The following is a 26,291-nucleotide window of genomic DNA, read 5'->3' on the forward strand; positions in this document are numbered from 1 at the left end:
AGCTCGGATGTGTACGTTTTCAGGGTATCATAATGAAGTGCAGCAAATATTATCGACTGAAACATCTGGCCGTTTTGGTTGGGCTATTTTGTGGAGTATCCGGTAATGATACCTTTGCAGAAGATGCTGTTGAATTCAATACTCAATTCTTGGATGTCCGCAGTAGCGAAAATTATGATCTGAGTCGTTTTTCTCGTAAGGGTTATGTTTTACCAGGTCAATATAATCTACAGGTAATAATAAATACAGGCAGACTTCCTGATAATTATGACATTAACTGGTATCCTAAAGAAGATGATCCTGATGACAGTTATGCTTGCCTTTCACCTGATCTTGTTTCGCGTCTCGGTATCAAACCTGAGCTGTCAGACCATTTTATATGGATAAAAGACGGTGCATGTTTAAAACCAGATCAGCTGAAAGATATGCACGTGGATGCGGACATGTCACAAACGGCATTGCGTATCGCCATCCCACAGGCCTACCTCGAGTATTCGGACGAAAACTGGGAGCCTCCTGCCCGCTGGGATGAAGGTATTTCAGGTATTCTTTTTGATTATAATATTAACGCCAGCCATGAGCATGACGAAAATGACGGCGGCAATGATCGCGATCTCAGTGGTAATGGCACAATGGGTGCCAATGTTGGGCCATGGCGTCTGCGTGCTGACTGGCAAGCGGATTATCAACGTCAGGATGACGAGACCACGCGTAACTGGGACTGGAGCCGCTACTACGCCTACCGCGCTTTACCTAAATGGGGGGCACAGCTTCTGCTGGGGGGAACCTCCCTCCTGTCGGACATTTTTGATACCTTCAACTATGCGGGCGTTAGCGTCAATTCAGACGACCAAATGCTTCCTCCTAACTTAAGAGGATATGCACCTGATATCGCGGGCGTTGCGCGAACCAATGCCAAGGTCGTGGTGACGCAGCAAGGCAGAGTGCTTTATGAAAAGCAGGTTCCGGCAGGCCCGTTCCGTATTCAGGATATTAACCAGTCTGTCTCTGGTGATTTGCACGTACGAATCGAAGAGCAGGATGGACAGGTTCAGGAATACGATGTAAGTACCGCATCCGTGCCGTTCCTTACGCGAACCAATCAGGTGCGTTTCAAAACCACGGTGGGACGCCCTCAGGACTGGGATCACCAAATGGCAGGTGAAATGTTCGGCGCAGGTGAAGCCTCATGGGGCGTTGCTGACGGCTGGTCCTTGTACGGTGGTGGCATTGGTGAACAAAATTATCAGGCGGTCGCACTGGGTATTGGGCGCGATATGGCTGCGCTTGGGGCGATCTCTTTTGATGTTACTCGCTCACACGCGCACATTACGGCTGATAGTGATGACGAGAATTTACAAGGGAACTCGTACCGCATAAGTTATTCAAAAGACTATGACGAATTGCATAGCCGTATCTCTTTTGCAGGATATCGTTTCTCTGAAGAAAACTTTATGACGATGAACGATTACCTTGACGCTCAGGACGATGAACATTTTCGTTCCGGAAAAGACAAGGAAATGTTTACTGTTAACTACAACCAGAATGTAATTGATCTTGGTATAAACGTCTTTTTAAACTGGTCTCGCCGATCGTATTGGGACCGCTCAGACGAAAATAACTATAACATTATGGTTTCAAAATACTTCGATTTGGGGCGCGTGAAAAATATTAGCCTTTCCTTGAACGGGTTTCGCAATGAATATGATGATGAAACCGACGATGGATTTTATCTTTCGGTCAGTATTCCGTGGGGCGAAAGTGGGGCGTTGACCTATAACGGTTCATTTAATCATGACGATCATTCAAACCGTGTTGGATATAACCAACGAGTTGATGACCGTAATAGCTATCAGGTAAGCGTTGGAGATTCACAAAGCGATAAATCTGCGGATGGTTATTTCCGTCATACGGGTGACTATACGGATGTTGACCTTAACGCCAGCTATCTTGAAAACGCCTACTCTTCCGTTGGTATCTCTATGGAAGGTGGGGCTACGCTTACTGCTCAGGGTGGGGCACTGCATCGTGTGTCTATTCCTGGCGGATCGCGTTTAATGATTGACGCCAGCGGGCAACCTGATGTACCCGTTGGTGGATATAATACGCCGGTCTATACCAATGCTTTTGGCATGGCCATAATACCCGATATTAATGATTATTACCGTAATGATATTAAAATCGACATTAAGAACCTTCCTGATAATGCGGAAGCAACGCAGTCAACAGCACAAATTACCTTAACGGAAGGTGCGATAGGCTATCGGAAATTCGATATTATAAGGGGTGAGAAAGCAGTTGCAACGTTGCGTTTAAGTGACGGGAAATATCCTCCATTTGGGGCTGAAGTCATGAATATGAACCAGCAACAGGTTGGGCTTGTCGATGACAATGGCAGCGTTTATCTGGCTGGGGTGAACCCAGGCGAAAGTATGCAGGTAAACTGGAACGGTAGTCAACACTGTTTAATAACACTCCCCGATCCGTTGCCAAAAGATCTCTTTAATAATTTGTTACTGCCTTGCAGCAGTGAAAAAAAATTAACTACGCCGGTTACACATAAAGTAATACCGGCAATTCAGCAGCAAACACAACACGTGATTCCCAAGTCGGAACATGAAGATTTTTCCGGAATACCGGATGCTTCGATTAATTCAGGAAAAAATACATGAAAAATTTTCTTTTTTTGTCTACTAAAATCCTTTTAGGATGCACATTATTGCCAATGCTGGCGCATGCAGCTGTTGTACCTGACAGAACACGCGTTGTTTTTAGCGGTAGCGAGAAATCTGTTATCCTTACGCTACGTAATGATAACCAAGATAGCCCGTATCTGGCTCAATCCTGGATTGAAGATAATAAAGGGCAAAAGATTACCTCCCCGCTCGCCGTATTACCTCCAGTTCAGCGTATCGAACCGAAAGAAACGGGCCAGGTGAAAATACAAGGCATGCCGGGGCTTGCATCATTGCCGCAGGATCGTGAATCGCTGTTTTACTTCAACGTAAGAGAGATTCCACCGAAAGGAAAGCGGCCGAATACGCTGCAAATTGCCCTGCAAACGCGCATTAAATTATTTTACCGACCTGCGTCTTTACCTAAAATGGATCCTCTTCATCCCTGGCAGTATCAACTCACATTGACGCGCAGCGGTGGAGATTATCAGGTGAATAACCCATCTAGCTACTATGTCGTACTGAGTAATGCCAGCAGCCGCGTTAATACCTCGTCCGTTGCAGGTTTTAATCCGATTGTTCTGGCGCCAAAATCCAGTGAACTGATGCACGTGAAAGCAGCAGATTTGGGGCCACATCCCGTTCTTGTTTATGTCGATGATTATGGTGGACGGATGCCACTGCATTTTAAATGTAACGGAACGACTTGTAATGTCGATCAGGAAAAAAGCAGTAAAAAATAACAGGCAGGAGGCCGAATTATGTTTCGCAAAATACCCTGCTTAATGGCATTCGGATTGGTCAGTGTGGCATTGCCGTCTATGGCAATTGATACCCAGGTGGATTTGTCAGTGACTGTAGTGGTGAATGTGCCTATGCCATGCCAGGTAACCGGCGGAGCGGTTGAATTCGGAACAGTTTATACCACTAAAATCGATGGCACCCGTTATACAAAGCCGCTTAATTACAGTCTTAATTGTAAAGATCGCCTTAAAGATTACCTTAAACTCCAGATTCAGGGTGATTCGACCACGATCAACGGAGAAAAAGTCTTAAAGACAAGCGTGGACGGTTTTGGACTGCGTCTGCAAACAAAAGACGGCAAAAATCTCATTGAACCGGGAACATCCGATTGGCTGTCATTTACGTGGGCAAACAGCGGACCTGAACTGGAAGTCGTCCCGGTAAAAGAAAGCTCAACAACGCTTAGCGCTGCGGAGTTTAATGCCAGAGCGACCATGATAGTGGATTACCAATGAAACAATATTCATTAGTCTTTTTACTTAGCATGCTCCTGGTAACCAGCGTACACGCATCCGGAGATCTCACGTTTCATGGCTATCTGGTTCGTCCTCCAACCTGTGTGATCAGCAACGATCAAACCATCGAGGTGAATTTTGTTGATGTTCAGATAGATGAGATCGATGGAAATAAATTTATGCAAGATCTGCCTTATACGATCGATTGTGATTCACCTGACAGGTATTCCGATCTGGGGATGACGCTAACGCTTACTGGCAACGTTACGGATTTCAATACGGCGGCCATTGTTACAGATGTTTCAGGGCTGGGGATCGAAATACTTCACGACAGTATCCCTTTCCAACTGGGGTCTACATTAACAGTGAATGAACAGGCATTACCCGTTCTGAAAGCCGTTCCTGTTAAGAAAAGTGGTGTCGTAATGTATTCAGGTAATTTTGAAGGGTGGGCAACATTGCAGGTGGATTACCAATGAAGGCTAATAAAAGGTGTTCAGGGGCAATCCTCCCTTTAATGCTACTACTCTCCACGCAGTGCGTTAATGCGAAAAACGACAACGTGCACTTTACCGGCAATTTGTTAGGAGGTGTTTGTAAGATGCAAATGGAAAACGGTGTGCTTGATACCGTGACGTTTCCTGATATTGCCGCCAGCGATTTAATGCTTCGAGGACGCTCTGTCAGTCGACCCGTTACGTTGAAATTATACGATTGTCCGCCTTCGGTACAAAAGAATGGTGTTCGGGTGACATTTAACGGAAATGAAACAGCTGAAATGGCGGGTTTTCTGGCCTTCGATACTTCCTCTCCCGCTTCTGGTGTCGGTATCGGTTTGGAAACAGAGCAGGGCGAACACGTACTTTTTAACGATGCAGAAGGGGTGATTTTCCCGCTTAGCGAGGGTAGTAACGATCTGGTGATGCATGCCTGGCTCCAGGTTATTCCTGGTCAGGAGGTCTTGCCGGGAACATTCACAGCAACTTCAACCGTCATTTTCGAATATTTATAATATGAAAACACGATTATTTATCGCACTGGTTTTCGCCTTTTTAAGTTTTTTTAGTAGCGGCAGTTATGCCGGCGGTGGCTTACGCTCCAGCCAGAGTGAAATAAGTCTTTATTATGCGGTGCCGAAATCCGGGGAAAAAGAATCTGTTCTCATTAACCTCGGAACAACTACTAAAGGGGGCATATTCCATGGGGTATGGGATCTTACAAAAAGAGATGGCGACGGTAACCTTCCGAATGTCTCATGGGATGGTAATGCTGCGGGTTATCAGGTACTGAGACTTAAATATGTAACTGAAGTGAAGAATACGGCAGGGTGCTCAGGGCTTGATTTATCCCGTTGGAGTTGTAATAGGGTAACAATTCACATCGAGGTACCGTGGGATAAAGCCTCAACATGCCCGTGGATTTTGATGTTTATCTCTCGTTCGACAAATACTGTCACAGGTGAAGGCTGGTCATCCACGATGGAGCGAACAACGGCGTGTGTGTTTACGCCTACGTCCGGACTAGATATCTCATGGGATCCGAAAATATTACAGCATGATAAGCAAATAACGTTTAATTCCACGGGTGGCGAAATGGAAAGTACCCTGCATACCTACCTTTGGGAAGGCGGAAGCGTTTGTGACAACAGCTTAATGGACGATCGCGGTGCGAATTGTCGCGTTATTACGACGGGTATTTCTGTAACGGCTTTGGGCTGTGATAATTCAAAACTGACGACCTACACCGTGCGCCATCCGTTAAGCGATATGATAATACATGACATTATCGTCAAAATTAATACTGAAAATATCGGTGCCGGTCAGTTTACATCGACATGTAACTACCGTTACATCATTGATCAGTTATAGCGTGAAGTTTGATAAGGCCCGGTGAAAGCCTTTACCGGGCGAGACAATGAGTAAGGAGGTGGGCAGGAAGGCCACCAGGCACGATTTCTCCACCTGTAATTTCCTTTGTTATGATGGATTGTTCTCCCTTTCTGACACCGGACTGCAATGAAACCATTTGATCTTAAAGCTGAAAAGTCTGATGAAGCTATTGGCCGCAGCCTGCGACGTCGTCTGCTGGCGCGCAAAAAGCTGTCAGATAGGGTGGAAGAAGAGCTGGAGCAGATGATCCGCCGCCTGGCTGGGCGGGGCGCTGTTAGCAACGGTAGTCACGCTATGATGATTGGAGAGCTGCACTTCCTGTATATTGACATCACAGCTCCTGTGAGCCGGTGGAGAGCTGATTCTGTTTGGTGTTGCGGAGTCCGCGCCAGCCTGTTAACCGCATAAAAAAGCCGGATGGTATTTCCATCCGGCTCGTTTCTTACACTTCCAGGAAGTTCATAATCCCTTCAGCGGCTTTGCGGCCTTCGGCAATCGCCGTGACCACCAGGTCAGAACCGCGAACGATATCGCCACCGGCGAAGATTTTCGGGTTGCTGGTCTGGAACGCATTATCACTACCTTCTGGCGCGATTACGCGGCCCTGCGAATCCAGCTCCACGCTGTGCTTCGCCAGCCACTCCATGCTGTGCGGACGGAAACCAAACGCCATCACCACGGCATCGGCCGGGATCACATGCTCAGAGCCTGCCACGATCTCCGCGCGACGACGGCCTTTCGCATCCGGCGCGCCCATCTCCGTGCGAGCCATCTTCACGCCGCTCACTTTTCCGTTGGCATTCACCTCAATACCCAGAGGCTGGATGTTGAACTGGAACTCCACGCCCTCTTCACGCGCGTTTTTCACTTCGCGTTTCGAGCCCGGCATGTTCTCTTCGTCACGACGGTAGGCGCAGATGACGTGTGCCGCATTCTGACGAATGGAGGTACGCACGCAGTCCATCGCGGTATCACCGCCGCCCAGCACCACCACGCGTTTGCCTTCCATGCTAATGAATGGTTCATCAGCCGTTTCACCGTAGCCCATGATCTGCCTGGTGTTGGCAATCAGGAACGGCAGCGCGTCGTATACGCCCGGCGCGTCTTCGTTCTCCAGACCGCCGCGCATGGACTGATAGGTGCCCACACCCAGGAACACGGCGTCGTAATCCTTCAGCAGGTCGTCGAGCTGCACGTCGCGGCCCACTTCTGTGTTCAGTTTGAACTCTATGCCCATGCCGGTGAAGATTTCACGGCGGCGGGTCATGACCTCTTTTTCCAGCTTAAAGGCCGGGATACCGAAGGTCAGCAGACCGCCAATTTCCGGATGACGGTCAAAGACCACCGCCTTCACGCCGTTGCGGGTCAGGACGTCCGCACAGGCCAGGCCCGCCGGGCCCGCGCCGATGATGGCCACGCGCTTGTCGGTTTGACGCACGCCGGTCATATCCGGACGCCAGCCCATTTCGAACGCTTTATCGTTGATATAGCGCTCGATGTTGCCGATGGTCACCGCGCCAAACTCATCGTTCAGCGTACAGGAGCCTTCACACAGACGGTCCTGAGGACACACGCGCCCGCACACTTCCGGCAGGGTGTTGGTCTGGTGAGACAGCTCGGCGGCTTCAAAAATACGCCCTTCGTTGGCCAGCTTCAGCCAGTTCGGGATGTAGTTGTGCACCGGACATTTCCATTCGCAGTAAGGGTTACCGCAGGACAGGCAGCGGTCTGCCTGTGCTTTGGCCTGGCCTTCTGAAAACGGCTCATAGATTTCAACAAATTCAATTTTGCGGATCTTCAGCGGTTTCTTTGGCGGATCAACACGCTGCAGGTCGATAAACTGGTATACGTTCTGGCTCATCTGAATTCCTTACTGCGCCTGCACGCGCAGCTCTGCTGCGCTACGACTACGGTGACCCAACAGGGCTTTAACATCGCTGGACTTCGGCTTAACCAGCGCGAATTTCGCAGAGAACGCCGGCCAGTTCGCCAGGATCTCTTCGCCGCGCGAAGAACCGGTATGCTGCACGTGTTCGGTAATCAAGCCGCGCAGGTGTTCTTCATGGATAGCCAGCGTATCAACATCCAGCACTTCCACCAGCTCCGGGTTCACGCGCTTGCGGAACTCACCGTCTTCATCCAGTACGTAGGCAAAACCGCCCGTCATGCCAGCGCCGAAGTTCACGCCGGTTTTACCCAGAACGCAAACAATCCCGCCCGTCATGTATTCACAACCGTTATCGCCAATGCCTTCCACCACGGTGATGGCACCGGAGTTACGTACCGCAAAACGCTCGCCCGCACGACCTGCTGCGAACAGACGGCCGCCGGTCGCGCCGTACAGGCAGGTGTTACCGATGATGCTCGCTTCGTGGCTGCGGAAGGCTGAGCCGACCGGAGGACGCACCGCCAGCAGACCGCCTGCCATGCCTTTACCGACGTAGTCGTTGGCATCGCCGGTCAGGTACAGCTCAACGCCGCCTGCGTTCCAGACCCCGAAGCTCTGACCCGCGGTACCGCTGAAGTGCGCGGTAATTGGGTCGGCAGCCAGCCCCTGGTCACCGTGCGTCTGCGCGATATAACCGGAGAGGGATGCGCCCACGGAGCGGTCGGTGTTGCGGATATCAAACCAGAACGTTTTGCTCTGCTTGTCGTCCACGTACGGCTTCGCCTGCTGCAGCAGCTGCGCGTTCAGCACGCCGTTATCGAACGGCGGGTTGTTCTCGGTGCAGTAGACCGCTTTGCCTGGGTGCGGCTGCGCGGTTTCCAGCAGCTTGCTCAGCTCCAGCTTCTGCTGCTTCGCCGTGAAGCCTTCCAGCTCTTTAAGCAGGTCAGTGCGGCCAATCAGGTCCACCAGACGCTTCACGCCCAGCTGCGCCATCAGCTCGCGTGTTTCACGGGCGATGAAGTCAAAGTAGTTGGTCACTTTGAACGGCAGGCCGTGATAGTGGTTCTTACGCAGCTTCTCGTCCTGGGTTGCAACGCCCGTTGCACAGTTGTTCAGGTGGCAAATACGCAGGTATTTACAGCCGAGCGCAACCATCGGGCCGGTACCAAAGCCAAAGCTTTCCGCACCCAGAATCGCCGCCTTGATGATGTCGAGGCCGGTTTTTAGGCCTCCGTCCACCTGCAGGCGGATCTTGTGACGCAGGCCGTTCGCCACCAGCGCCTGCTGGGTTTCCACCAGGCCAAGCTCCCACGGGCAGCCCGCATATTTCACGGAAGATAGCGGGCTTGCGCCGGTGCCGCCGTCGTAGCCGGCAATGGTAATGAGATCCGCATAGGCTTTCGCCACGCCGGTGGCGATGGTGCCGACGCCTGGTTCGGAAACCAGCTTCACGGAGATCATCGCCTTCGGGTTGACCTGCTTCAGGTCGAAAATCAGCTGCGCCAGGTCCTCGATAGAGTAGATATCGTGGTGCGGCGGCGGGGAGATCAGCGTCACGCCCGGCACGGAATAGCGCAGTTTGGCAATGTACGGGGTGACTTTATCACCCGGCAGCTGACCACCTTCGCCCGGTTTAGCACCCTGAGCGACTTTAATCTGAATCACGTCGGCGTTAACAAGGTACGCAGGCGTTACGCCAAAGCGACCAGATGCCACCTGCTTGATACGAGACACTTTGTTGGTGCCGTAACGCGCCGGGTCTTCACCGCCTTCGCCGGAGTTGGAGTTGCCGCCGATGCTGTTCATGGCTTCCGCCAGCGCTTCGTGGGCTTCCGGGCTCAGCGCGCCGATGGACATCGCCGCGGTATCAAAGCGTTTAAACAGTTCGGATGCAGGTTCAACCTCGTCAATGCTGACCGCTTCATCGCCCGGATTGAGGGCTATAAGGTCGCGCAGCGTTGCCGCCGGACGATTGTTCACCAGCTCGGCGTACTGCTGATAATCGCTGTACTCGCCGCTCTGAACCGCCTGCTGCAGCGTGCGCACCACGTCAGGGTTATAGGCGTGGTACTCGCCGCCGTGAACGTATTTCAGCAGACCGCCCTGATCCAGCGGCTTACGTGCCAGCCAGGCGCGTTTGGACAGGTTCACCAGATCCTGCTGGAAGTCAGCAAAACCGGCGCCGCCGATGCGGCTGACCACGCCCTGGAAGCAGAGGTTGGCGACCTCATCATGCAGGCCGACCGCTTCAAACAGCTTCGAACAGCGGTAGGAGGCAATGGTCGAGATGCCCATTTTGGACATGATCTTGTACAGACCTTTGTTGATGCCGTTACGGTAGTTCAGCATCACCGTGCGGTAATCTTTGTCGATCGCGCGGGTATCCACCAGGCGGGCCAGCGTTTCGTAGGCCAGGTACGGGTAGATCGCCGTCGCGCCGAAGCCTAACAGCACGGCAAAGTGGTGCGGGTCGCGCGCGCTTGCGGTTTCAACAATGATGTTGGCGTCGCAGCGCAGGCTCTTATCCACCAGGCGCGTCTGGATAGCACCCACCGCCATTGGCGCAGGCACCGGCAGACGGTTTTTGGCGATATTGCGGTCAGACAGCACCAGCAGCACGGTGCCGTTACGCACCATCTGCTCGGCTTTGTCGCACAGCGCGTTCACCGTCTCTTCGAGGCTCGCTTCGGTCACGTCGAACGTAATGTCGAGCGTGTCGGCGCGGTAGTGCTCCTCGGTCATAGTGGTGAGCTGTTTGAAATCGGAGTACAGCAGGATCGGCGATTTAAAGGTCAGACGGTGCGCCTGGCCTTCGGCTTCGCAGAAGACGTTCATCTCACGACCGATGCTGGTCGCCAGCGACATTACGTGGGCTTCACGCAGCGGGTCGATCGGCGGGTTGGTGACCTGCGCGAACTGCTGACGGAAGTAATCGTAAATGATGCGTGGCTGGCTGGAGAGCACGGCAAACGGGGTATCGTCGCCCATGGAGCCGACCGCTTCCTGGCCGTTTTCACCCAGTACGCGAATAACAGAGTCCAGCTCTTCCGCGCTGTAGTTAAACTGTTTCTGGAAGCTGGCAAGCGTATCGTCGTCCAGCTCGCGGCTGCCCACCTCTTCGTCCGGCAGATCTTCAAATGGCACCAGACGACGCACGTTTTTCGCCATCCACTCTTTGTAGGGGTGGCGGCTCTTCAGATCGTTGTCGGTTTCGGCGGAGTGCAGAATGCGGCCGCCGCGGGTGTCGATCACCATCAGCTCGCCCGGGCCTACGCGGCCTTTCTCAACCACTTCGTCAGGCTGGTAATCCCAGATACCGACTTCAGAGGCGCAGGTGATGAGCTTGTCTTTGGTGATAACGTAGCGCGCCGGACGCAGACCGTTACGGTCCAGGTTACAGGCAGCGAAGCGGCCGTCGGACATGACGATGCCCGCCGGGCCGTCCCACGGCTCCATGTGCATGGAGTTAAAGTCGAAGAACGCGCGCAGCTCAGGATCCATGTCCGGGTTGTTCTGCCAGGCCGGTGGCACCAGCAGACGCATGGCGCGCACGATGTCCATCCCGCCCGCCAGCAGCAGTTCCAGCATGTTATCCATGGAGCTGGAGTCCGAGCCGGTTTCGTTCACGAACGGTGCGGCATCGTGCAGGTCAGGGATCAGTGGGGTCTGGAACTTATAGGTACGGGCGCGTGCCCACTGGCGGTTACCGGTGATGGTGTTGATCTCGCCGTTATGCGCCAGATAGCGGAACGGCTGCGCCAGCGGCCAGCGTGGCACGGTGTTGGTGGAGAAGCGCTGGTGGAACAGGCAAATGGCCGATTCCAGACGCAGGTCCGCCAGGTCCAGGTAGAAACGCGGCAGGTCAGCCGGCATACACAGACCTTTATAGATGTTGACCAGGTTCGAGAGGCTACACACGTAGAACTCTTTATCGTCCTGGAGACGTTTTTCGATGCGGCGGCGGGCAATAAACAGACGGCGTTCCATATCGCGCGGACGCCAGCCCGCAGGTGCGTTAACGAAAATCTGCTCAATGCGAGGCAGCGAGGAGAGGGCGATTTCACCGAGCACCCCTTCGTTGGTTGGCACATCGCGCCAGCCGACAATCGACAGGGTTTCACGCTGAAGTTCTTCTTCGACGATGCGGCGTGAAGCGGCAGCCTTTTCAGGATCCTGGTTCAGGAACAGCATACCGACAGCGTAGTTTTTGGCTAAACGCCAGCCGCGCTCTTCCGCCACGATGCGGAAGAAACGATCCGGTTTTTGCAGCAGCAGGCCGCAACCGTCGCCGGTTTTACCATCGGCAAGAATAGCGCCACGGTGCTGCATTCGGGCCAGTGCGTGAATAGCAGTACGCACTACCTTGTGGCTAGGTTCGCCTTCTATGTGGGCGATCAGGCCGAAACCACAGTTATCCTTCTCAAGGGATTTATCGTACAACATATCAGTGAACCTCCCCAGGCTCGTCGGGCTTCCCACTGAACTTTACCGTGGCGCACAGGCGCAGAAAGAGCATGGCGACGGGGTTTGCGTTTCATACGCGGACCTCGCATTCGCCCTCTTTTTCATCCTTTCGCGCAGGTAAACAAGTTTGAGGACTTGCTTCAGAGGGAATCTCAATTACTGCATAAATATGATGAGCAGGCCGCTCATCCAGAAAGCTTCCAGCGGATTTCCAACTTATCGGGAATTGGTACACAGGTCAAATGGCAATCTTATTTATACAAATATGTGCTAAGGGATATCCATCTGTTTGTTTTTAAAGGGTATTTAACTATTTTTATAACCATCTAAAGGTCTGGGGAGCCGTGAAGGAGTGTGATCTGACTCACTATATGAAAGCGGTATTATTGATGCAGCGTGCTGAAATGCTGATTTATAGCAGAACAATAATCTGGTGACGTATTCAAACCCGCATAAAATCACTGTTTTTCAGTGTTGCCGCTATAAATGAAAAAAACAGTCAGAACATAAGGAAAAGTAATCACAGATAGCGTGAATGAAATTGCAGTAATCCTGAGTATTTATTCATACAGATAAAGGCCGTCCAGGGCGATTGATCCAGGTCATCGCCGACAGAGGCTAAAAATGGCAGGCTTGTCCCCTTTCTTCGGGACGGTCTATCAGATTATGCAGTTACAGAAATTAGTCAATATGTTTGGTGGGGATCTTTTGCAGCGATACGGCCAAAAGGTTCATAAGCTGACGCTGCACGGCGGCTTTAGCTGCCCGAATCGCGACGGCACCATCGGGCGCGGCGGCTGTACCTTCTGTAACGTTGCGTCCTTTGCTGACGAGGCCCAGCAGCATCACTCTATCGCGGAACAACTCGCGCACCAGGCCAGCCTGGTCAACCGTGCAAAGCAGTATCTGGCCTATTTCCAGGCCTACACCAGCACGTGGGCGGAGGTGCAGGTGCTGCGTTCCATGTATCAGCAGGCGGTTGCTCAGGCGAACATTGTCGGGCTGTGCGTGGGTACGCGCCCGGACTGCGTGCCGGAGGCGGTGCTGGATTTACTTAGCGAGTACAGAGAGAAGGGCTACGAGATCTGGCTGGAGCTGGGCTTGCAGACCGCGCACGATAAAACCCTGCACCGTATCAATCGCGGGCATGATTTCGCCTGCTACCAGCGCACCGCGCGTCTCGCCCGCGAGCGTGGCCTGAAAGTCTGTTCGCATTTGATTGTCGGCTTGCCCGGAGAAGGGCAGCAGCATGGCCTGGAGACGCTGGAAAAAGTCGTTGAGACCGGCGTGGACGGGATCAAGCTGCATCCGCTGCACATCGTAAAGGGCAGCATAATGGCGAAAGCCTGGGAAGCGGGGCGGTTAAGCGGTATTGAACTCGACGACTATACGGTGACGGCGGGGGAGATGATTCGTCACACACCGCCGGAGATTGTTTACCACCGTATCTCCGCCAGCGCCCGCCGTCCAACGCTTCTGGCACCGCTCTGGTGCGAGAACCGCTGGACGGGGATGGTGGAAATCGACCGCTATCTGCAGGAGAACGGCGTGCAGGGGGCGGCGCTTGGCCGCCCCTGGGTCCCCCGTCTACCGGCGACGTCCGCCTAACAGACTTCCCAGCATGCCGCGCACTATCTGATTGGTAACCTGCCGCGCCGCGCTTTTCGCCATGGTCTGTACCACGCCGTCGCGCTTGCCGCCGCGCGGCCCGGTACTGCCGAACAGGATGTCTTTGAGCCCCCCGAGAATACCGTCATCCACGGCGACAGACTGCCCTTTAGCGGCAGGCGCATCCTGCGATTCGGTTGTCTCCTGCACCCCTTTTTGCAGCATCTCGAACGCGGACTCGCGATCCACCTCGTCTTCGTACTTCCCGTAAACCGGGGAGTGGTTAATCAGGCCGTTACGTTCATCGTCAGTAACAGGCCCCATGCGCGAGCAGGGCGCGATCACCATCGCGCGCTCCACGATGGAGGGGCTGCCCTTCGCATCAAGGAACGAGATCAGCGCTTCACCGGTGCCCAGCGCCTGAATCGCCGCTTCGGTATCAAAGGCCGGATTGGCGCGCATGGTTTGCGCCGCGGCTTTTACCGCTTTCTGATCCTTCGGCGTAAAGGCGCGCAGGGCGTGCTGCACGCGGTTACCGAGCTGGCCAAGCACGTTATCCGGGATATCCGACGGGTTTTGCGACACAAACCAGACGCCAACCCCTTTGGAGCGGATCAGGCGAATGACCTGTTCAATTTTATCCAGCAGCACCTGCGGCGCGTCGTTAAACAGCAGATGCGCTTCGTCGAAGAAGAAGACCAGTTTTGGTTTTTCCAGATCGCCCGCTTCCGGTAGCTGCTCGTACAGTTCGGAGAGCATCCACAGCAGGCTGGCGGCGTAAAGCTTCGGCATCTGGTAGAGCTTTTCAGAGCTCAGAATGTTGATGATGCCTTTGCCATTGCTGTCGGTACGCATCCAGTCTTTGATATCCAGCATCGGCTCGCCGAAGAAGTGCTCGGCACCCTGTTGCTCCAGGGTCAGAAGCCCACGCTGAATGGCCCCGACAGAGGCGCTGCTGATATTGCCGTACTGGTTCTGGAAGGATTTGGCGTTATCGCCGATATACTGGGTAATGGCTCGCAGATCCTTGAAGTCAAGCAGCAGCAGCCCCTGATCGTCGGCAATGCGGAAGATGATATTCAGCACCCCGGACTGCACGTCGTTGAGGTTGAGCAGGCGGGCCAGCAGCAGCGGGCCGAGATCGGAGACGGTGGCGCGCACCGGGTGGCCTTTCTCACCAAAGATATCCCAGACCACCACCGGGTTGCCGTGCGGTGTCCAGTTCGTGATGCCAATATTCTTCAGCCTCTCAAGCAGTTTTTCAGAAGCGGTACCCTCCTGAGCCACGCCGGTTAAATCGCCCTTCACGTCAGCCATAAAGACCGGCACGCCAATCTCTGAAAGCGACTCCGCCAGCTTCTGTAAGGTCACGGTTTTCCCCGTCCCGGTCGCACCGGTGATCAGGCCGTGGCGGTTCGCCATCGCAGGCAGTAGATACAGCTCTTTTTCCAGCGTCCGGGCAATTAACAATGGTGTACTCATGATGCGCTTCCTCTCTTAGTCCTGGGTGGAGTATAGGCAACCTGATAGCAATTTGGTTAAGTAAATTCCTGACTTTGCGGCGCATTATCCAGCGCGGACTATGCTTTTGCATACGGTTCACAAAATAGTGGGAAACTATGTCCAGATTCTTCTTTAACGATCGCAAACAGCTGGTCAACGATGCCATTGAAGGCATACTCCTTTCTGCGCCACACGCGAATCTCGTCAAGCTCGATATCGATCCGGCTATCCGCGTAGTGGCACGCGGCGACTGGGATAAAAGCCGCGTGGCGGTGATCTCCGGCGGTGGCTCCGGGCACGAACCTGCACACGCCGGATTTGTCGGTAAAGGCATGCTGACGGCGGCAGTCTGTGGCGATCTGTTCGCCTCCCCGAGCGTGGATGCGGTACTGAATGCCATTGTGGCGGTGACGGGCGATCGCGGCTGTCTGCTTATTGTCAAAAACTACACCGGCGATCGCCTGAACTTTGGTCTGGCGGCAGAAAAGGCCAAACGCTACGGCCTCAAGGTGGAGATGGTGATCGTGGCGGACGATATCGCGCTGCCCGATAACAAACAGCCGCGCGGCATTGCCGGTACGGCACTGGTGCATAAGATTGCGGGCTATGCGGCGGAGCACGGGAAATCGCTGAGCGAGGTGCGGGATATTGCGCAGCAGGCCTGCGACAACCTCTGGAGCCTGGGCGTTGCGATGCAAACCTGTAACCTGCCGGGCAGCGACGATGAAGAGGGGCGCATCAAGCAGGGCCATGTCGAACTGGGGCTGGGGATCCACGGGGAGCCGGGGGCCTCGGTAGTTGATACGCAAAACAGCAAAGCGATTATCGACACGCTGGTTACCCCGCTCAAAGCGCAGGCGGGCGAGGGGCGTTTCGCGGTGCTGATTAACAACCTCGGCGGCGTCTCGGCGCTGGAAATGGCGTTGCTGACCAAAGAGCTGGCTCACTCGGCGCTGAAAGAGAACATTGCTTATCTTATTGGCCCGGCACCGCTGGTGAGCGCCCTGGACATGAAGGGCTTTTCTCTGACGCTGCTGAAGCTCAACGACCTGTTCGAGAAAGCGCTGCATGAAGAGGTGGAAACGCTGGGCTGGCAAAAACCCGTGGCGTTTGCCCCCCTGCGTACCGTTCCGCAAAGCGCTATTCGCGATCGCGTGGAATATACCCCATCTGAAAACCCGCAGGTGAAGGAGTCTGTTTCACGGGTGACGAAGACGCTCATACAGCTGGAAAATCGCCTGAACGCGCTGGATGCCAAAGTGGGCGACGGCGATACCGGCTCCACCTTTGCGCAAGGGGCGCGGGATATTGCGCAGCGCCTGGAGGAGAACGCGCTTCCGCTTAATGATGTGCCTAAGCTTCTGCTGCTGGTGGGCGAGCGGCTGGCCACGGTGATGGGCGGATCGAGCGGGGTGCTGATGTCGATCTTCTTTACCGCAGCGGGGCAAAAGCTTCACGATGGTCAGTCGCTACCCGAGGCATTGCTCAGCGGGCTGGCGCAAATGAAGCAGTACGGTGGGGCAGATCTCGGCGATCGTACCCTGATCGACGCGCTGCAGCCGGCGCTGGAGGCATTGCAGAAAAAGGATCTTCAGTCAGCGGCGCAGGCGGCACAGAAGGGGGCAGAGGCAACGGCGAAAATGCAGAAAGCCGGTGCGGGGCGCTCATCGTATGTGAATAAAGAGAATCTGGACGGGGTAATGGACCCAGGGGCGGTCGCGGTGGCAGAGGTGTTTAAGGCCATGGTAGAAGCAAAACGGTAACCACCGTTACCGTTTTTAGTGTTTGCGCCCTCTCCCAGTGGGAGAGGGTTGGGGTGAGGGCATCAGGCCGCAGATTCCCCGGCAATGTCACATCAGAAATCCGCTTTCAACACCACGCGGTAGCGGGCTTTGCCATCACGCACGTGCTGGATCGCTTCGTTGATTTTCGACATGGGGTACAGTTCGGTGGTCGGGGCCACTTTGGTGCGTCCGGCAAACTTCATCAGCTTGCGCAGCTCGTACGGTGTACCGGTCGCGGAGCCTGACACGCTGCGATCCCCGCCGATCAGGGTAAAGGCCGGAACCGGCAGCGGCTTCATCACAGCACCTACGGTGTGGAAGTTACCGCCGTAGGCCAGTGCTTCAAAGTACGGCTGCCAGTCGAGATCGACGTTCACGGTGTTGATGATCAGGTCAAACTGACCTGCCAGCGCGTTCAGCGCTTCAGGATCGCGGCTGTTTACCACTTTATCCGCGCCCATCGCCAGCACCTCTTTCTCTTTTGCCGGGTTCGAGCTGAACGCCGTGACTTCACAGCCCATCGCATGCAGTAGCTTGATGGCGATATGGCCCAGACCGCCGATTCCAATCACGCCCACGCGGCTGGTGGCGGTGATATGGTGCATCAGCAGGGGCTTAAAGACGGTGATGCCGCCACACAGCAGCGGACCGGCGGATTCGATATCAATGCTGTCCGGCAGCGGGATGACCCATTGCCAGTCGGCGCGCAGCTTGTCGGCGAAGCCGCCTTTATTCAGGATGGTGGGTACCGCGCCCTCAAGGCAGTTGATCTGGTTGCCGCTGATACAGGCATCGCAGTGACCACAGCTGCGTGCTGTCCAGCCAATGCCTACGCGCTGGCCCACTTTCAGCCCTTTGTCCTGCGCGGCGCTACCGAGCGCCACGACGCGGCCAATGACTTCGTGCCCGGCAACCAGCGGATAGCTGGAAAAGCCCCATTCGTTGTCGATCATCGAGAGATCCGAGTGGCAGACCCCGCAGTAATCAACCTGTACTTCGACGTCTTCTGCTTTTAGTTCGCCCGCATCGTACTCGTACAGCTCAAGTTCTGCACCCGCCTGCGGTGCGGCGTAGCTTTTTATCTTCGACATCGTGTTTCCCCCGTTGTGGTGTGAACTGAGAGTGTAGAGCATTCAGTTTACAGCCGCTTAACAGAAGAGGGCAGGAACGAAAATTACAGACTTTTCAGCATCCTGACTTCGCAGTCAACATGGCCGGTACAGCCCAGCGGCGCATCGATATGCTCAAAGCCCAGATGTTCATACAGGCCGATGGCCTCTTTGAGGAAGGCGGTGGTTTCGAGGTAACAGCGTTTAAACCCATGAGCGCGGGCGTGTTCCAGGGCGACCAGCGCCAGCTTTTTCGCCAGGCCTTGCCCGCGTACGGAAGGCAGGAAATACATTTTCTGCAGCTCGCAGATATCCGGCTCGCTGCAACTCAGTGGCGCAACGCCGCCGCCGCCCACAACCTGGCCGTCCTGCTCAATCACCCAGTAGGCGTGGCCCGGCTGGCTGTACAGCTTAAACAGTTCATCAAGATTCGGGTCCGCAACGGTATAACCTTTATCCGCTGTCAGCCCATACTCTGCAGAAACGGTGCGGATAACGGCGGCGATAGCCGGATTGTCCTGCTCAGTGATCCGACGCATCGTCGCCGCGACGGGGGTAATCACGCTCATAGCATTACTCATTACAAAAATTGACACACAGTTGCTGTTAATAGCACCGCAGAAAAGGGAGTGCAAGCGAGGAGTTTTCAGGAAGGGTACCCCTTACGCCCTGAAGCGTAAGGGGTAAAGCATTACAGGGCTGCAATAACCGCCTGCTGCTCGATCAGCTTGGTCTTCGCATCGGCGAAGGCAACCAGACGCTCACGCTCTTTGGCGATGACCGCTTCCGGTGCACGGGCGACAAAGCCTTCGTTCGCCAGCTTGCTTTCTATTTTGCCAATTTCCACGTCGACTTTCGCCACTTCTTTCGCCAGACGCGCCAGCTCGGCGTCTTTGTCGATCAGACCTGCCATCGGGATCAGCAGCTCGGCGCCGTCGATGATTTTGGTCACGGAAACCGGACCTTTGTCATCCGCAGGCAGCACGGTGATGCTTTCCAGACGCGCCATGGTTTTCAGGAAGGTGTTGTTCTCGGTGACGCGACGAACGGCAGCCTCGCTGCAGCCGCGCAGCAGCAGCTCAAGCGGTTTGCCCGGGGCAATGTTCATTTCAGCACGGATGTTACGTACCGCAACGATCGCCTGTTTCAGCCACTCGGTATCCGCAGACGCCGCTTCATCAACCTTAGCCGCATCGAATGCCGGGAACGGCTGCAGCATGATGGTATCGGCGTTGATGCCCGCAATGACCTTCACGCGCTGCCAGATGGTTTCGGTGATGAATGGAATGACCGGATGCGCCAGGCGCAGCAGACCTTCCAGAACGGTAATCAGCGTGTTGCGCGTGCCGCGTAGCTCCGCTTCAGTGCCGCCGTTCATTACCGGCTTCGCCAGCTCCAGATACCAGTCGCAGAACTGGTTCCAGGTGAATTCGTACAGGATGCCCGCCGCGATATCGAAGCGGTAGCTGTCCAGCGCCTCGCGGAATGCTTTCACCGTCTGGTTGAATTCCGCCAGGATCCAACGGTCCGCCAGAGACAGGGTCATTTCGCCGCCGTTGAAGCCGCAGTCCTGATCTTCGGTGTTCATCAGCACGAAGCGGCTGGCGTTCCACAGCTTGTTACAGAAGTTACGGTAACCTTCCAGACGCTTCATGTCCCAGTTGATGTCGCGGCCGGTCGAGGCCAGCGCCGCCAGGGTGAAGCGCAGGGCGTCTGTACCGTGAGCCTCAATTCCGTTCGGGAACTGCTTCTCGGTGCGCTTGCGGATTTTCTCCGCCAGCTGCGGCTGCATCATATTACCGGTGCGTTTTTCCAGCAGCTCTTCCAGAGAAATACCGTCAACCATATCCAGTGGGTCAATGACGTTACCCTTGGATTTGGACATCTTCTGGCCTTCGTCGTCGCGGATCAGACCGGTCATGTAGACGGTATGGAACGGAACCTGCGGCTTGCCGTCTTCGTCTTTGATGAAGTGCATGGTCATCATGATCATGCGGGCAATCCAGAAGAAGATAATGTCGAAGCCGGACACCATCACGCTGGTTGGGTGGAACTGACGCAGCGCGTCGGTGTTCTCAGGCCAGCCAAGGGTGGAGAAGGTCCACAGTGCGGAGGAGAACCAGGTGTCCAGCACGTCTTCGTCCTGACGCAGGGCAACGTCCGCGCTCAGGTTGTTTTCCTGACGCACTTCGTCTTCGCTACGGCCAACATAAACGTTGCCTTCGTTGTCGTACCATGCCGGGATACGGTGACCCCACCACAGCTGACGGGAGATACACCAGTCCTGAATGTCACGCATCCAGGAGAAGTACATGTTTTCGTACTGCTTCGGCACGAACTGAATGCTGCCATTCTCAACCGCTTCAACAGCCGGTTTCGCCAGCACGTCGGCACGCACGTACCACTGGTCGGTCAGCATTGGCTCGATAACCACGCCGCCACGGTCGCCGTACGGCACGGTCAGATCGTGAGGTTTGATCTCTTCCAGCAGGCCCAGTGCGTCGACGGCAGCCACAATCGCTTTACGCGCGGCAAAGCGCTCCAGCTTCTGGAACTCAGCCGGGATCTCGCTGGAGTAGACGTCGGATTCGTTGCCTTTGGTGTCATATACTTCTGCGCTTTCGCGGATATCGCCGTCAAAGGTCAGAATGTTGATCATCGGCAGGGCGTGACGACGACCGACTTCATAGTCGTTAAAGTCGTGCGCAGGGGTGATTTTTACGCAGCCGGTGCCTTTTTCCATGTCGGCGTGTTCGTCGCCCACAATTGGAATACGGCGGTTTACCAGCGGCAGCACCACGAATTTGCCGATCAGGTCTTTATAACGCGGATCTTCCGGGTTAACGGCCACGCCGGTATCACCCAGCAGGGTTTCCGGACGAGTGGTGGCAACCACCAGGTAATCTTTACCGTCGGCGGTTTTTGCGCCGTCGGCCAGCGGGTAGCGGATGTGCCACATGGAGCCTTTGGACTCGCGGTTTTCCACTTCCAGGTCAGAGATGGCGGTGCGCAGTTTCGGATCCCAGTTGACCAGGCGTTTGCCGCGGTAAATCAGGTCTTCTTTATACAGACGGACGAAAACTTCTTTCACGGCGTTGGACAGGCCTTCGTCCATGGTGAAGCGCTCGCGCTCCCAGTCCACGGAGTTGCCGAGACGGCGCATCTGACGGGTAATGGTGCCGCCTGATTCTGCCTTCCACTGCCAGATTTTGTCGATGAACGCATCGCGACCGTAGTCGTGACGGGTTTTACCTTCTTCAGCGGCAATTTTACGCTCAACCACCATCTGGGTCGCGATACCCGCGTGGTCAGTTCCTGCCTGCCACAGGGTGTTTTTGCCCTGCATGCGCTGGTAGCGGATCATGGTGTCCATGATGGTCTGCTGGAAAGCATGCCCCATATGCAAACTGCCGGTGACGTTCGGCGGCGGGATCATGATGCAGAAGGACTCTTTGCTTTCGTCGCCGTTAGGCTTGAAATAGCCCTGCTGTTCCCAGTGCTCGTAAAGCGGCTGTTCGATATCGCGTGGGTTATATGTCTTTTCCATTATTTCCAGGTTGCCGTATTCAGGTTAAAACCAGCCAGGCGGTACGCTTTATAGCGTTCGCGCGCCAGTTGTTTCAAGGATTCTTCGTAAGGGACAAAGTCTACCACTTCTGTGAAAGCAGTGGCAAAATCTGCAAAGTCTGTCCGCAGGCTAATGAGAATATCGCGCGCGCTGCTGTTGCGCTTTTGCGGCCAGGCTATTTCGACCGGGGCCCCGCCTCGCGGACCTTCGCCCGACAGGTTGTGCGGCACAAAGCTCTCCGGCGGGCGCGCCCACAGCGCTTCATCCAGGCGAATCGCCTGCTGTTCATCTTCACAGGCAATCAGAACGCGTTTACCTGCGCGCCAACGTTCTGCGGCAATTTCACACACCAGCTGTTCAACGGCGCTGAGGCCATCCTGATGGGTGTCGTTGTCCAGAAGGTAGAACGTTGCATTCTTCATATGGGGCTTCTTGTGCTCACTTTAAATGCTTAAGCCGGGTGGCGGCTTCGCCTTACCCGGCCTACGGTTTACTGCCGTTTTGGCTTACTCGTCGCCGTTAAAACCCGCACGGTTCAGCAGGAACTGCGACAGCAGCGCCACCGGACGACCGGTTGCGCCTTTGGCTTTACCGGAGCGCCATGCGGTGCCGGCGATGTCCAGGTGCGCCCAGTTGTACTTGCGGGTGAAGCGCGCCAGGAAGCAGCCCGCGGTGATAGCCCCGCCAGGACGACCGCCAATGTTCGCCATATCCGCAAAGTTAGACTCCAGCTGTTCCTGATACTCGTCACCCAGCGGCAGGCGCCATGCGCGGTCGCCAGCTTGCTCAGACGCGCCGATAAGCTCGTGCGCCAGCGGGTTGTGGTTCGACATCAGGCCGGTGATGTGGTGGCCCAGGGCAATCACGCAGGCACCGGTCAGGGTTGCCACGTCAATCACCGCTTCAGGCTCGAAGCGCTCAACGTAGGTCAGTACGTCGCACAGCACCAGACGGCCTTCGGCGTCGGTGTTCAGCACCTCAACGGTCTGCCCGGACATGGTGGTCAGGACGTCACCCGGACGGTACGCGCGACCGCCTGGCATGTTTTCGCAGCCTGCCAGCACGCCAGTGACGTTAATCGGCAGCTGAAGTTCCGCGACCATGCGCATCACGCCGTAAACTGCCGCCGCGCCGCACATGTCGTACTTCATCTCGTCCATGCCTTCGGCAGGCTTGATGGAGATACCGCCGGAGTCGAAGGTCAGGCCTTTACCAACCAGAACGATAGGGCGCGCATCTTCGGACGGGTTACCTTTGTATTCGATGACCGACATCAGGGATTCGTTCTGCGAGCCGTTACCCACCGCCAGATACGAGTGCATGCCCAGCTCTTTCATCTGCTGTTCGCCGATAACGCGGGTGATGACGTTTTTGCTGTAGGAATCAGCCAGCTGGCGCGCCTGAGAGGCGAGGTAGGCGGCGTTACAGATGTTTGGCGGCATGTTGCCGAGATCTTTTGCCGCTTTAATGCCGGCGGCAATCGCAAGGCCATGCTGGATGGCGCGCTCTCCGCTGGTCAGTTCGCGACGGGTTGGCACGTTAAAGACCATTTTGCGTAGCGGACGACGCGGCTCGCTTTTGTTGGTCTTAAGCTGATCGAAGCTGTACAGGCTCTCTTTTGCGGTTTCGACTGCCTGACGTACTTTCCAGTAGGTGTTACGGCCTTTGACGTGCAGCTCGGTCAGGAAGCAGACGGCTTCCATTGAACCGGTATCATTCAGCGTATTAATGGTTTTCTGAATGACCTGTTTATACTGGCGCTCATCCAGCTCGCGCTCTTTGCCGCAGCCAATCAGCAGAATACGCTCTGACAGGACGTTCGGAACATGGTGCAGTAACAGCGTCTGCCCAGGTTTGCCTTCCAGTTCGCCACGGCGCAGCAGGGCGCTGATATAGCCGTCACTGATTTTATCGAGTTGCTCGGCGATCGGGGAGAGTCGGCGCGGTTCAAAGACGCCCACAACGATGCAGGCACTCCGCTGTTTCTCCGGGCTACCGCTTTTTACACTGAACTCCATGCACTACGCTCCTGAATCTTAAAGACAACGGCGGCTGCTACAGATAGAATTGAAACCTTTCGTAACTCATGTCCGCTGTTGTGGTGACTTCGTGTTAATCTTACGTTACTACGGTTTCGACACGTCAGAAAAAGTCCTGAAGCGTGAATCCGCTGGATGTTTTAATCTTAGCGATGATTTCGACGACTCAAGAGAATAAATGACGTTTAAGCCATGAAACAAGCGAAATTCCTGCAAAGAGACGGGTTTTTACGGGCGTATTTAAAGTGATAATCATAAGATATCTGGTGCGGGAGACGCTCAAAAGCCAACTGGCGATCCTCTTCATCCTGCTGCTGATTTTTTTCTGTCAGAAGCTGGTTAAGATCCTCGGTGCGGCCGTTGACGGCGAAATTCCAACGAATCTGGTGCTTTCCCTGCTTGGTCTGGGGATCCCGGAAATGGCGCAGCTTATTCTGCCGCTGAGCCTATTCCTCGGCCTGCTCATGACGCTCGGTAAGCTGTATACCGAGAGTGAAATCACGGTGATGCATGCCTGCGGCCTGAGTAAAGCCGTACTGGTGAAAGCGGCGATGATACTGGCGCTGTTCACGGGCATTGTTGCGGCGGTGAATGTAATGTGGGCGGGTCCTATGTCTTCCCGTCATCAGGACGAAGTGCTGGCCGAGGCGAAAGCAAACCCCGGCATGGCGGCGCTCGCGCAGGGTCAGTTCCAGCAGGCAACTGACGGAAACTCCGTGCTGTTTATCGAGAGCGTTGACGGCAGTAAATTCAACGATGTATTCCTGGCGCAGCTGCGTCCCAAAGGTAACGCGCGTCCGTCAGTGGTGGTTGCCGACTCGGGCCAGCTCGCTCAGCGCAAAGACGGTTCTCAGATAGTCACGCTGAACAAAGGCACCCGTTTCGAAGGCACCGCGATGCTGCGCGACTTCCGTATTACGGATTTCCAGAACTATCAGGCTATTATCGGCCATCAGGCGGTAGCGCTCGATCCAACGGATACCGAGCAAATGGATATGCGTACGCTGTGGAACACCGATACCGAAAGAGCGCGTGCTGAATTCCACTGGCGTATTACGCTCGTATTCACCGTGTTTATGATGGCATTGATTGTCGTTCCGCTGAGCGTGGTGAACCCGCGCCAGGGCCGTGTGCTCTCTATGCTGCCAGCGATGCTGCTTTACCTGATCTATTTCCTGCTGCAAACCTCGATTCGCTCTAACGGCGCGAAGGGTAAGTTGGAACCGATGGTCTGGACGTGGTTCGTTAACAGCCTGTACATCTTACTGGCGCTGGGATTAAACCTGTGGGATACGGTGCCTGTGCGCCGCATACGTGCCCGATTCTCGCGTAAAGGAGCCATCTAATGCAGGCGTTTGGCGTTCTTGATCGCTATATCGGTAAAACCATTTTTACCACCATCATGATGACGTTGTTCATGCTGGTGTCGCTTTCCGGCATTATCAAATTTGTCGATCAGCTGAAAAAAGCCGGGCAGGGCAGCTATGACGCGATGGGGGCGGGGATGTACACCCTGCTCAGCGTGCCAAAAGATGTGCAGATCTTCTTCCCGATGGCGGCCCTGCTGGGCGCGCTGCTGGGGCTGGGAATGCTGGCGCAGCGCAGTGAGCTGGTCGTTATGCAAGCCTCGGGCTTTACCCGCATGCAGGTTGCGCTGTCGGTAATGAAAACCGCAATCCCGCTGGTGCTGTTGACCATGGCGATTGGCGAGTGGGTGGCACCGCAGGGTGAGCAGATGGCGCGTAACTATCGTGCTCAGGCAATGTACGGCGGTTCACTGCTCTCGACTCAGCAAGGTTTATGGGCGAAAGACGGTAAAAACTTCGTCTATATCGAACGGGTAAAGGGTAATGATGAACTGGGCGGGGTGAGCATCTATGCTTTCAATGGCCAGCGCCGTCTGGAGTCTGTCCGACACGCCTCTTCGGCCAAGTTTGACGCGGAACATAAACAGTGGCGTTTGTCGCAGGTTGATGAATCTGACCTGACCGATCCAAAGCAGATCACCGGTTCGCAGACGGTGTCCGGCACCTGGAAGACCAACCTCACGCCGGATAAGCTCGGGGTTGTGGCGCTGGATCCTGACGCGCTCTCTATCAGCGGCTTGCACAACTATGTGAAGTACCTGAAGTCGAGCGGGCAGGATGCCGGGCGCTATCAGCTCAACATGTGGAGCAAAATCTTCCAGCCGATGTCCGTGGCGGTGATGATGCTGATGGCGCTGTCGTTTATCTTTGGCCCGCTGCGTAGCGTGCCGATGGGCGTGCGCGTCGTGACCGGTATCAGCTTCGGCTTTGTGTTCTACGTTCTTGATCAGATCTTCGGTCCGCTGACGCTGGTTTATGGCATCCCACCGATTATTGGTGCGCTGCTGCCGAGCGCCAGTTTCCTCCTGATCAGCCTCTGGCTGCTGCTGAAACGCTCCTGATTGACCTCTCCTCGCCTCCGCTGAACCGGAGGCGAGGCTAATCTCCTGTTTCATCCCGCACTTTTTCTCACAACCCT

18 protein-coding genes and 1 pseudogene are annotated in these 26,291 nt (G+C 55.0%); 11 read left to right on the forward strand and 8 right to left on the reverse strand.

What is annotated here, in order from left to right; translation table 11 throughout:
* Nucleotides 1-32: 32 nt before the first annotated feature.
* The 7 genes and pseudogenes from URZ40_RS13870 to URZ40_RS13900 form a co-directional block, all read left to right on the forward strand.
* Nucleotides 33-2,672, forward strand: a complete 2,640-nt coding sequence (locus URZ40_RS13870; RefSeq protein ID WP_320720698.1) for an outer membrane usher protein — start codon at nt 33-35, stop codon at nt 2,670-2,672.
* 53 nt (nt 2,673-2,725) lie between these two features.
* Nucleotides 2,726-3,418, forward strand: a complete 693-nt coding sequence (locus URZ40_RS13875) for a fimbria/pilus periplasmic chaperone (RefSeq protein ID WP_316379972.1) — start codon at nt 2,726-2,728, stop codon at nt 3,416-3,418.
* Nucleotides 3,419-3,436: 18 nt separating this feature from the next.
* Nucleotides 3,437-3,934 carry a fimbrial protein gene (locus tag URZ40_RS13880; RefSeq protein WP_316379841.1) on the forward strand — a complete coding sequence of 166 codons (498 nt, stop codon included), beginning with the start codon at nt 3,437-3,439 and terminating at the stop codon, nt 3,932-3,934.
* Entirely contained in the window at nt 3,931-4,413 is a 483-nt protein-coding gene (locus tag URZ40_RS13885; protein ID WP_316379842.1) for a fimbrial protein, read from the forward strand. The genes URZ40_RS13880 and URZ40_RS13885 overlap by 4 nt, the downstream gene beginning before the upstream one ends.
* Complete coding sequence (locus URZ40_RS13890) at nt 4,410-4,946, forward strand: fimbrial protein (protein ID WP_316379843.1); 537 nt, start codon at nt 4,410-4,412, stop codon at nt 4,944-4,946. The genes URZ40_RS13885 and URZ40_RS13890 overlap by 4 nt, the downstream gene beginning before the upstream one ends.
* 1 nt (nt 4,947) lies before the next feature.
* Entirely contained in the window at nt 4,948-5,802 is an 855-nt protein-coding gene (locus tag URZ40_RS13895; RefSeq protein ID WP_316379844.1) for a StfH/YfcO family fimbrial adhesin, read from the forward strand.
* Between the two features lie 147 nt (nt 5,803-5,949).
* A pseudogene (locus URZ40_RS13900) lies at nt 5,950-6,078 on the forward strand (transcriptional regulator NanR); the annotation flags it as partial.
* A 187-nt stretch (nt 6,079-6,265) separates the two neighbouring features.
* Here URZ40_RS13900 and URZ40_RS13905 read toward each other — a convergent pair.
* Together URZ40_RS13905 and gltB are read right to left on the reverse strand one after the other, a co-directional pair.
* Complete coding sequence (locus tag URZ40_RS13905) at nt 6,266-7,684, reverse strand: glutamate synthase small subunit (RefSeq protein WP_116343528.1); 1,419 nt, start codon at nt 7,682-7,684, stop codon at nt 6,266-6,268.
* A gap of 9 nt (nt 7,685-7,693) precedes the next feature.
* Nucleotides 7,694-12,154: a glutamate synthase large subunit gene (gene gltB / locus URZ40_RS13910; protein WP_320720699.1), complete on the reverse strand. Its 4,461-nt coding sequence runs from the start codon at nt 12,152-12,154 to the stop codon at nt 7,694-7,696.
* 687 nt (nt 12,155-12,841) lie between these two features.
* Here gltB and URZ40_RS13915 point away from each other — a divergent pair.
* Nucleotides 12,842-13,783 (forward strand): TIGR01212 family radical SAM protein, encoded by a 942-nt coding sequence (locus URZ40_RS13915; RefSeq protein WP_320720710.1) that lies wholly within the window; start codon nt 12,842-12,844, stop codon nt 13,781-13,783.
* Here URZ40_RS13915 and URZ40_RS13920 read toward each other — a convergent pair.
* A complete protein-coding gene (locus URZ40_RS13920) occupies nt 13,763-15,265 on the reverse strand; it encodes a DUF853 domain-containing protein (protein WP_320720700.1) in 1,503 nt (500 codons plus the stop codon). The genes URZ40_RS13915 and URZ40_RS13920 overlap by 21 nt on opposite strands.
* 137 nt (nt 15,266-15,402) lie before the next feature.
* Between URZ40_RS13920 and URZ40_RS13925 the strand changes: the two genes are divergently transcribed.
* Nucleotides 15,403-17,049: a glycerone kinase gene (locus tag URZ40_RS13925; RefSeq protein ID WP_320720701.1), complete on the forward strand. Its 1,647-nt coding sequence runs from the start codon at nt 15,403-15,405 to the stop codon at nt 17,047-17,049.
* A 92-nt stretch (nt 17,050-17,141) separates the two neighbouring features.
* Here URZ40_RS13925 and URZ40_RS13930 read toward each other — a convergent pair whose 3' ends face one another.
* The 5 genes from URZ40_RS13930 to pepA all read right to left on the reverse strand — a co-directional run bounded on the left by URZ40_RS13930 (nt 17,142) and on the right by pepA (nt 23,765).
* Complete coding sequence (locus URZ40_RS13930; protein WP_166712445.1) at nt 17,142-18,161, reverse strand: NAD(P)-dependent alcohol dehydrogenase; 1,020 nt, start codon at nt 18,159-18,161, stop codon at nt 17,142-17,144.
* An 83-nt stretch (nt 18,162-18,244) separates the two neighbouring features.
* Nucleotides 18,245-18,748, reverse strand: a complete 504-nt coding sequence (locus tag URZ40_RS13935) for a GNAT family N-acetyltransferase (protein WP_116343523.1) — start codon at nt 18,746-18,748, stop codon at nt 18,245-18,247.
* Nucleotides 18,749-18,870: 122 nt separating this feature from the next.
* Entirely contained in the window at nt 18,871-21,726 is a 2,856-nt protein-coding gene (locus tag URZ40_RS13940) for a valine--tRNA ligase (RefSeq protein ID WP_163329758.1), read from the reverse strand.
* Nucleotides 21,726-22,169 carry a DNA polymerase III subunit chi gene (gene holC, locus URZ40_RS13945; RefSeq protein WP_003861884.1) on the reverse strand — a complete coding sequence of 148 codons (444 nt, stop codon included), beginning with the start codon at nt 22,167-22,169 and terminating at the stop codon, nt 21,726-21,728. Before holC ends, URZ40_RS13940 begins: the two co-directional genes overlap by 1 nt.
* Before the next feature lie 84 nt (nt 22,170-22,253).
* On the reverse strand, nt 22,254-23,765 hold the full coding sequence (gene pepA / locus URZ40_RS13950) for a leucyl aminopeptidase (RefSeq protein ID WP_116343520.1): 1,512 nt from the start codon (nt 23,763-23,765) through the stop codon (nt 22,254-22,256).
* Nucleotides 23,766-24,031: 266 nt separating this feature from the next.
* Between pepA and lptF the strand changes: the two genes are divergently transcribed.
* Nucleotides 24,032-25,132: an LPS export ABC transporter permease LptF gene (lptF, locus tag URZ40_RS13955; protein ID WP_320720702.1), complete on the forward strand. Its 1,101-nt coding sequence runs from the start codon at nt 24,032-24,034 to the stop codon at nt 25,130-25,132.
* Entirely contained in the window at nt 25,132-26,214 is a 1,083-nt protein-coding gene (lptG, locus tag URZ40_RS13960) for an LPS export ABC transporter permease LptG (RefSeq protein WP_320720703.1), read from the forward strand. Before lptF ends, lptG begins: the two co-directional genes overlap by 1 nt.
* Nucleotides 26,215-26,291 lie beyond the last annotated feature (77 nt).

The organism is Enterobacter sp. 296B2 (genome assembly GCF_034106185.1).
Lineage (GTDB): Bacteria > Pseudomonadota > Gammaproteobacteria > Enterobacterales > Enterobacteriaceae > Enterobacter > Enterobacter cloacae_N.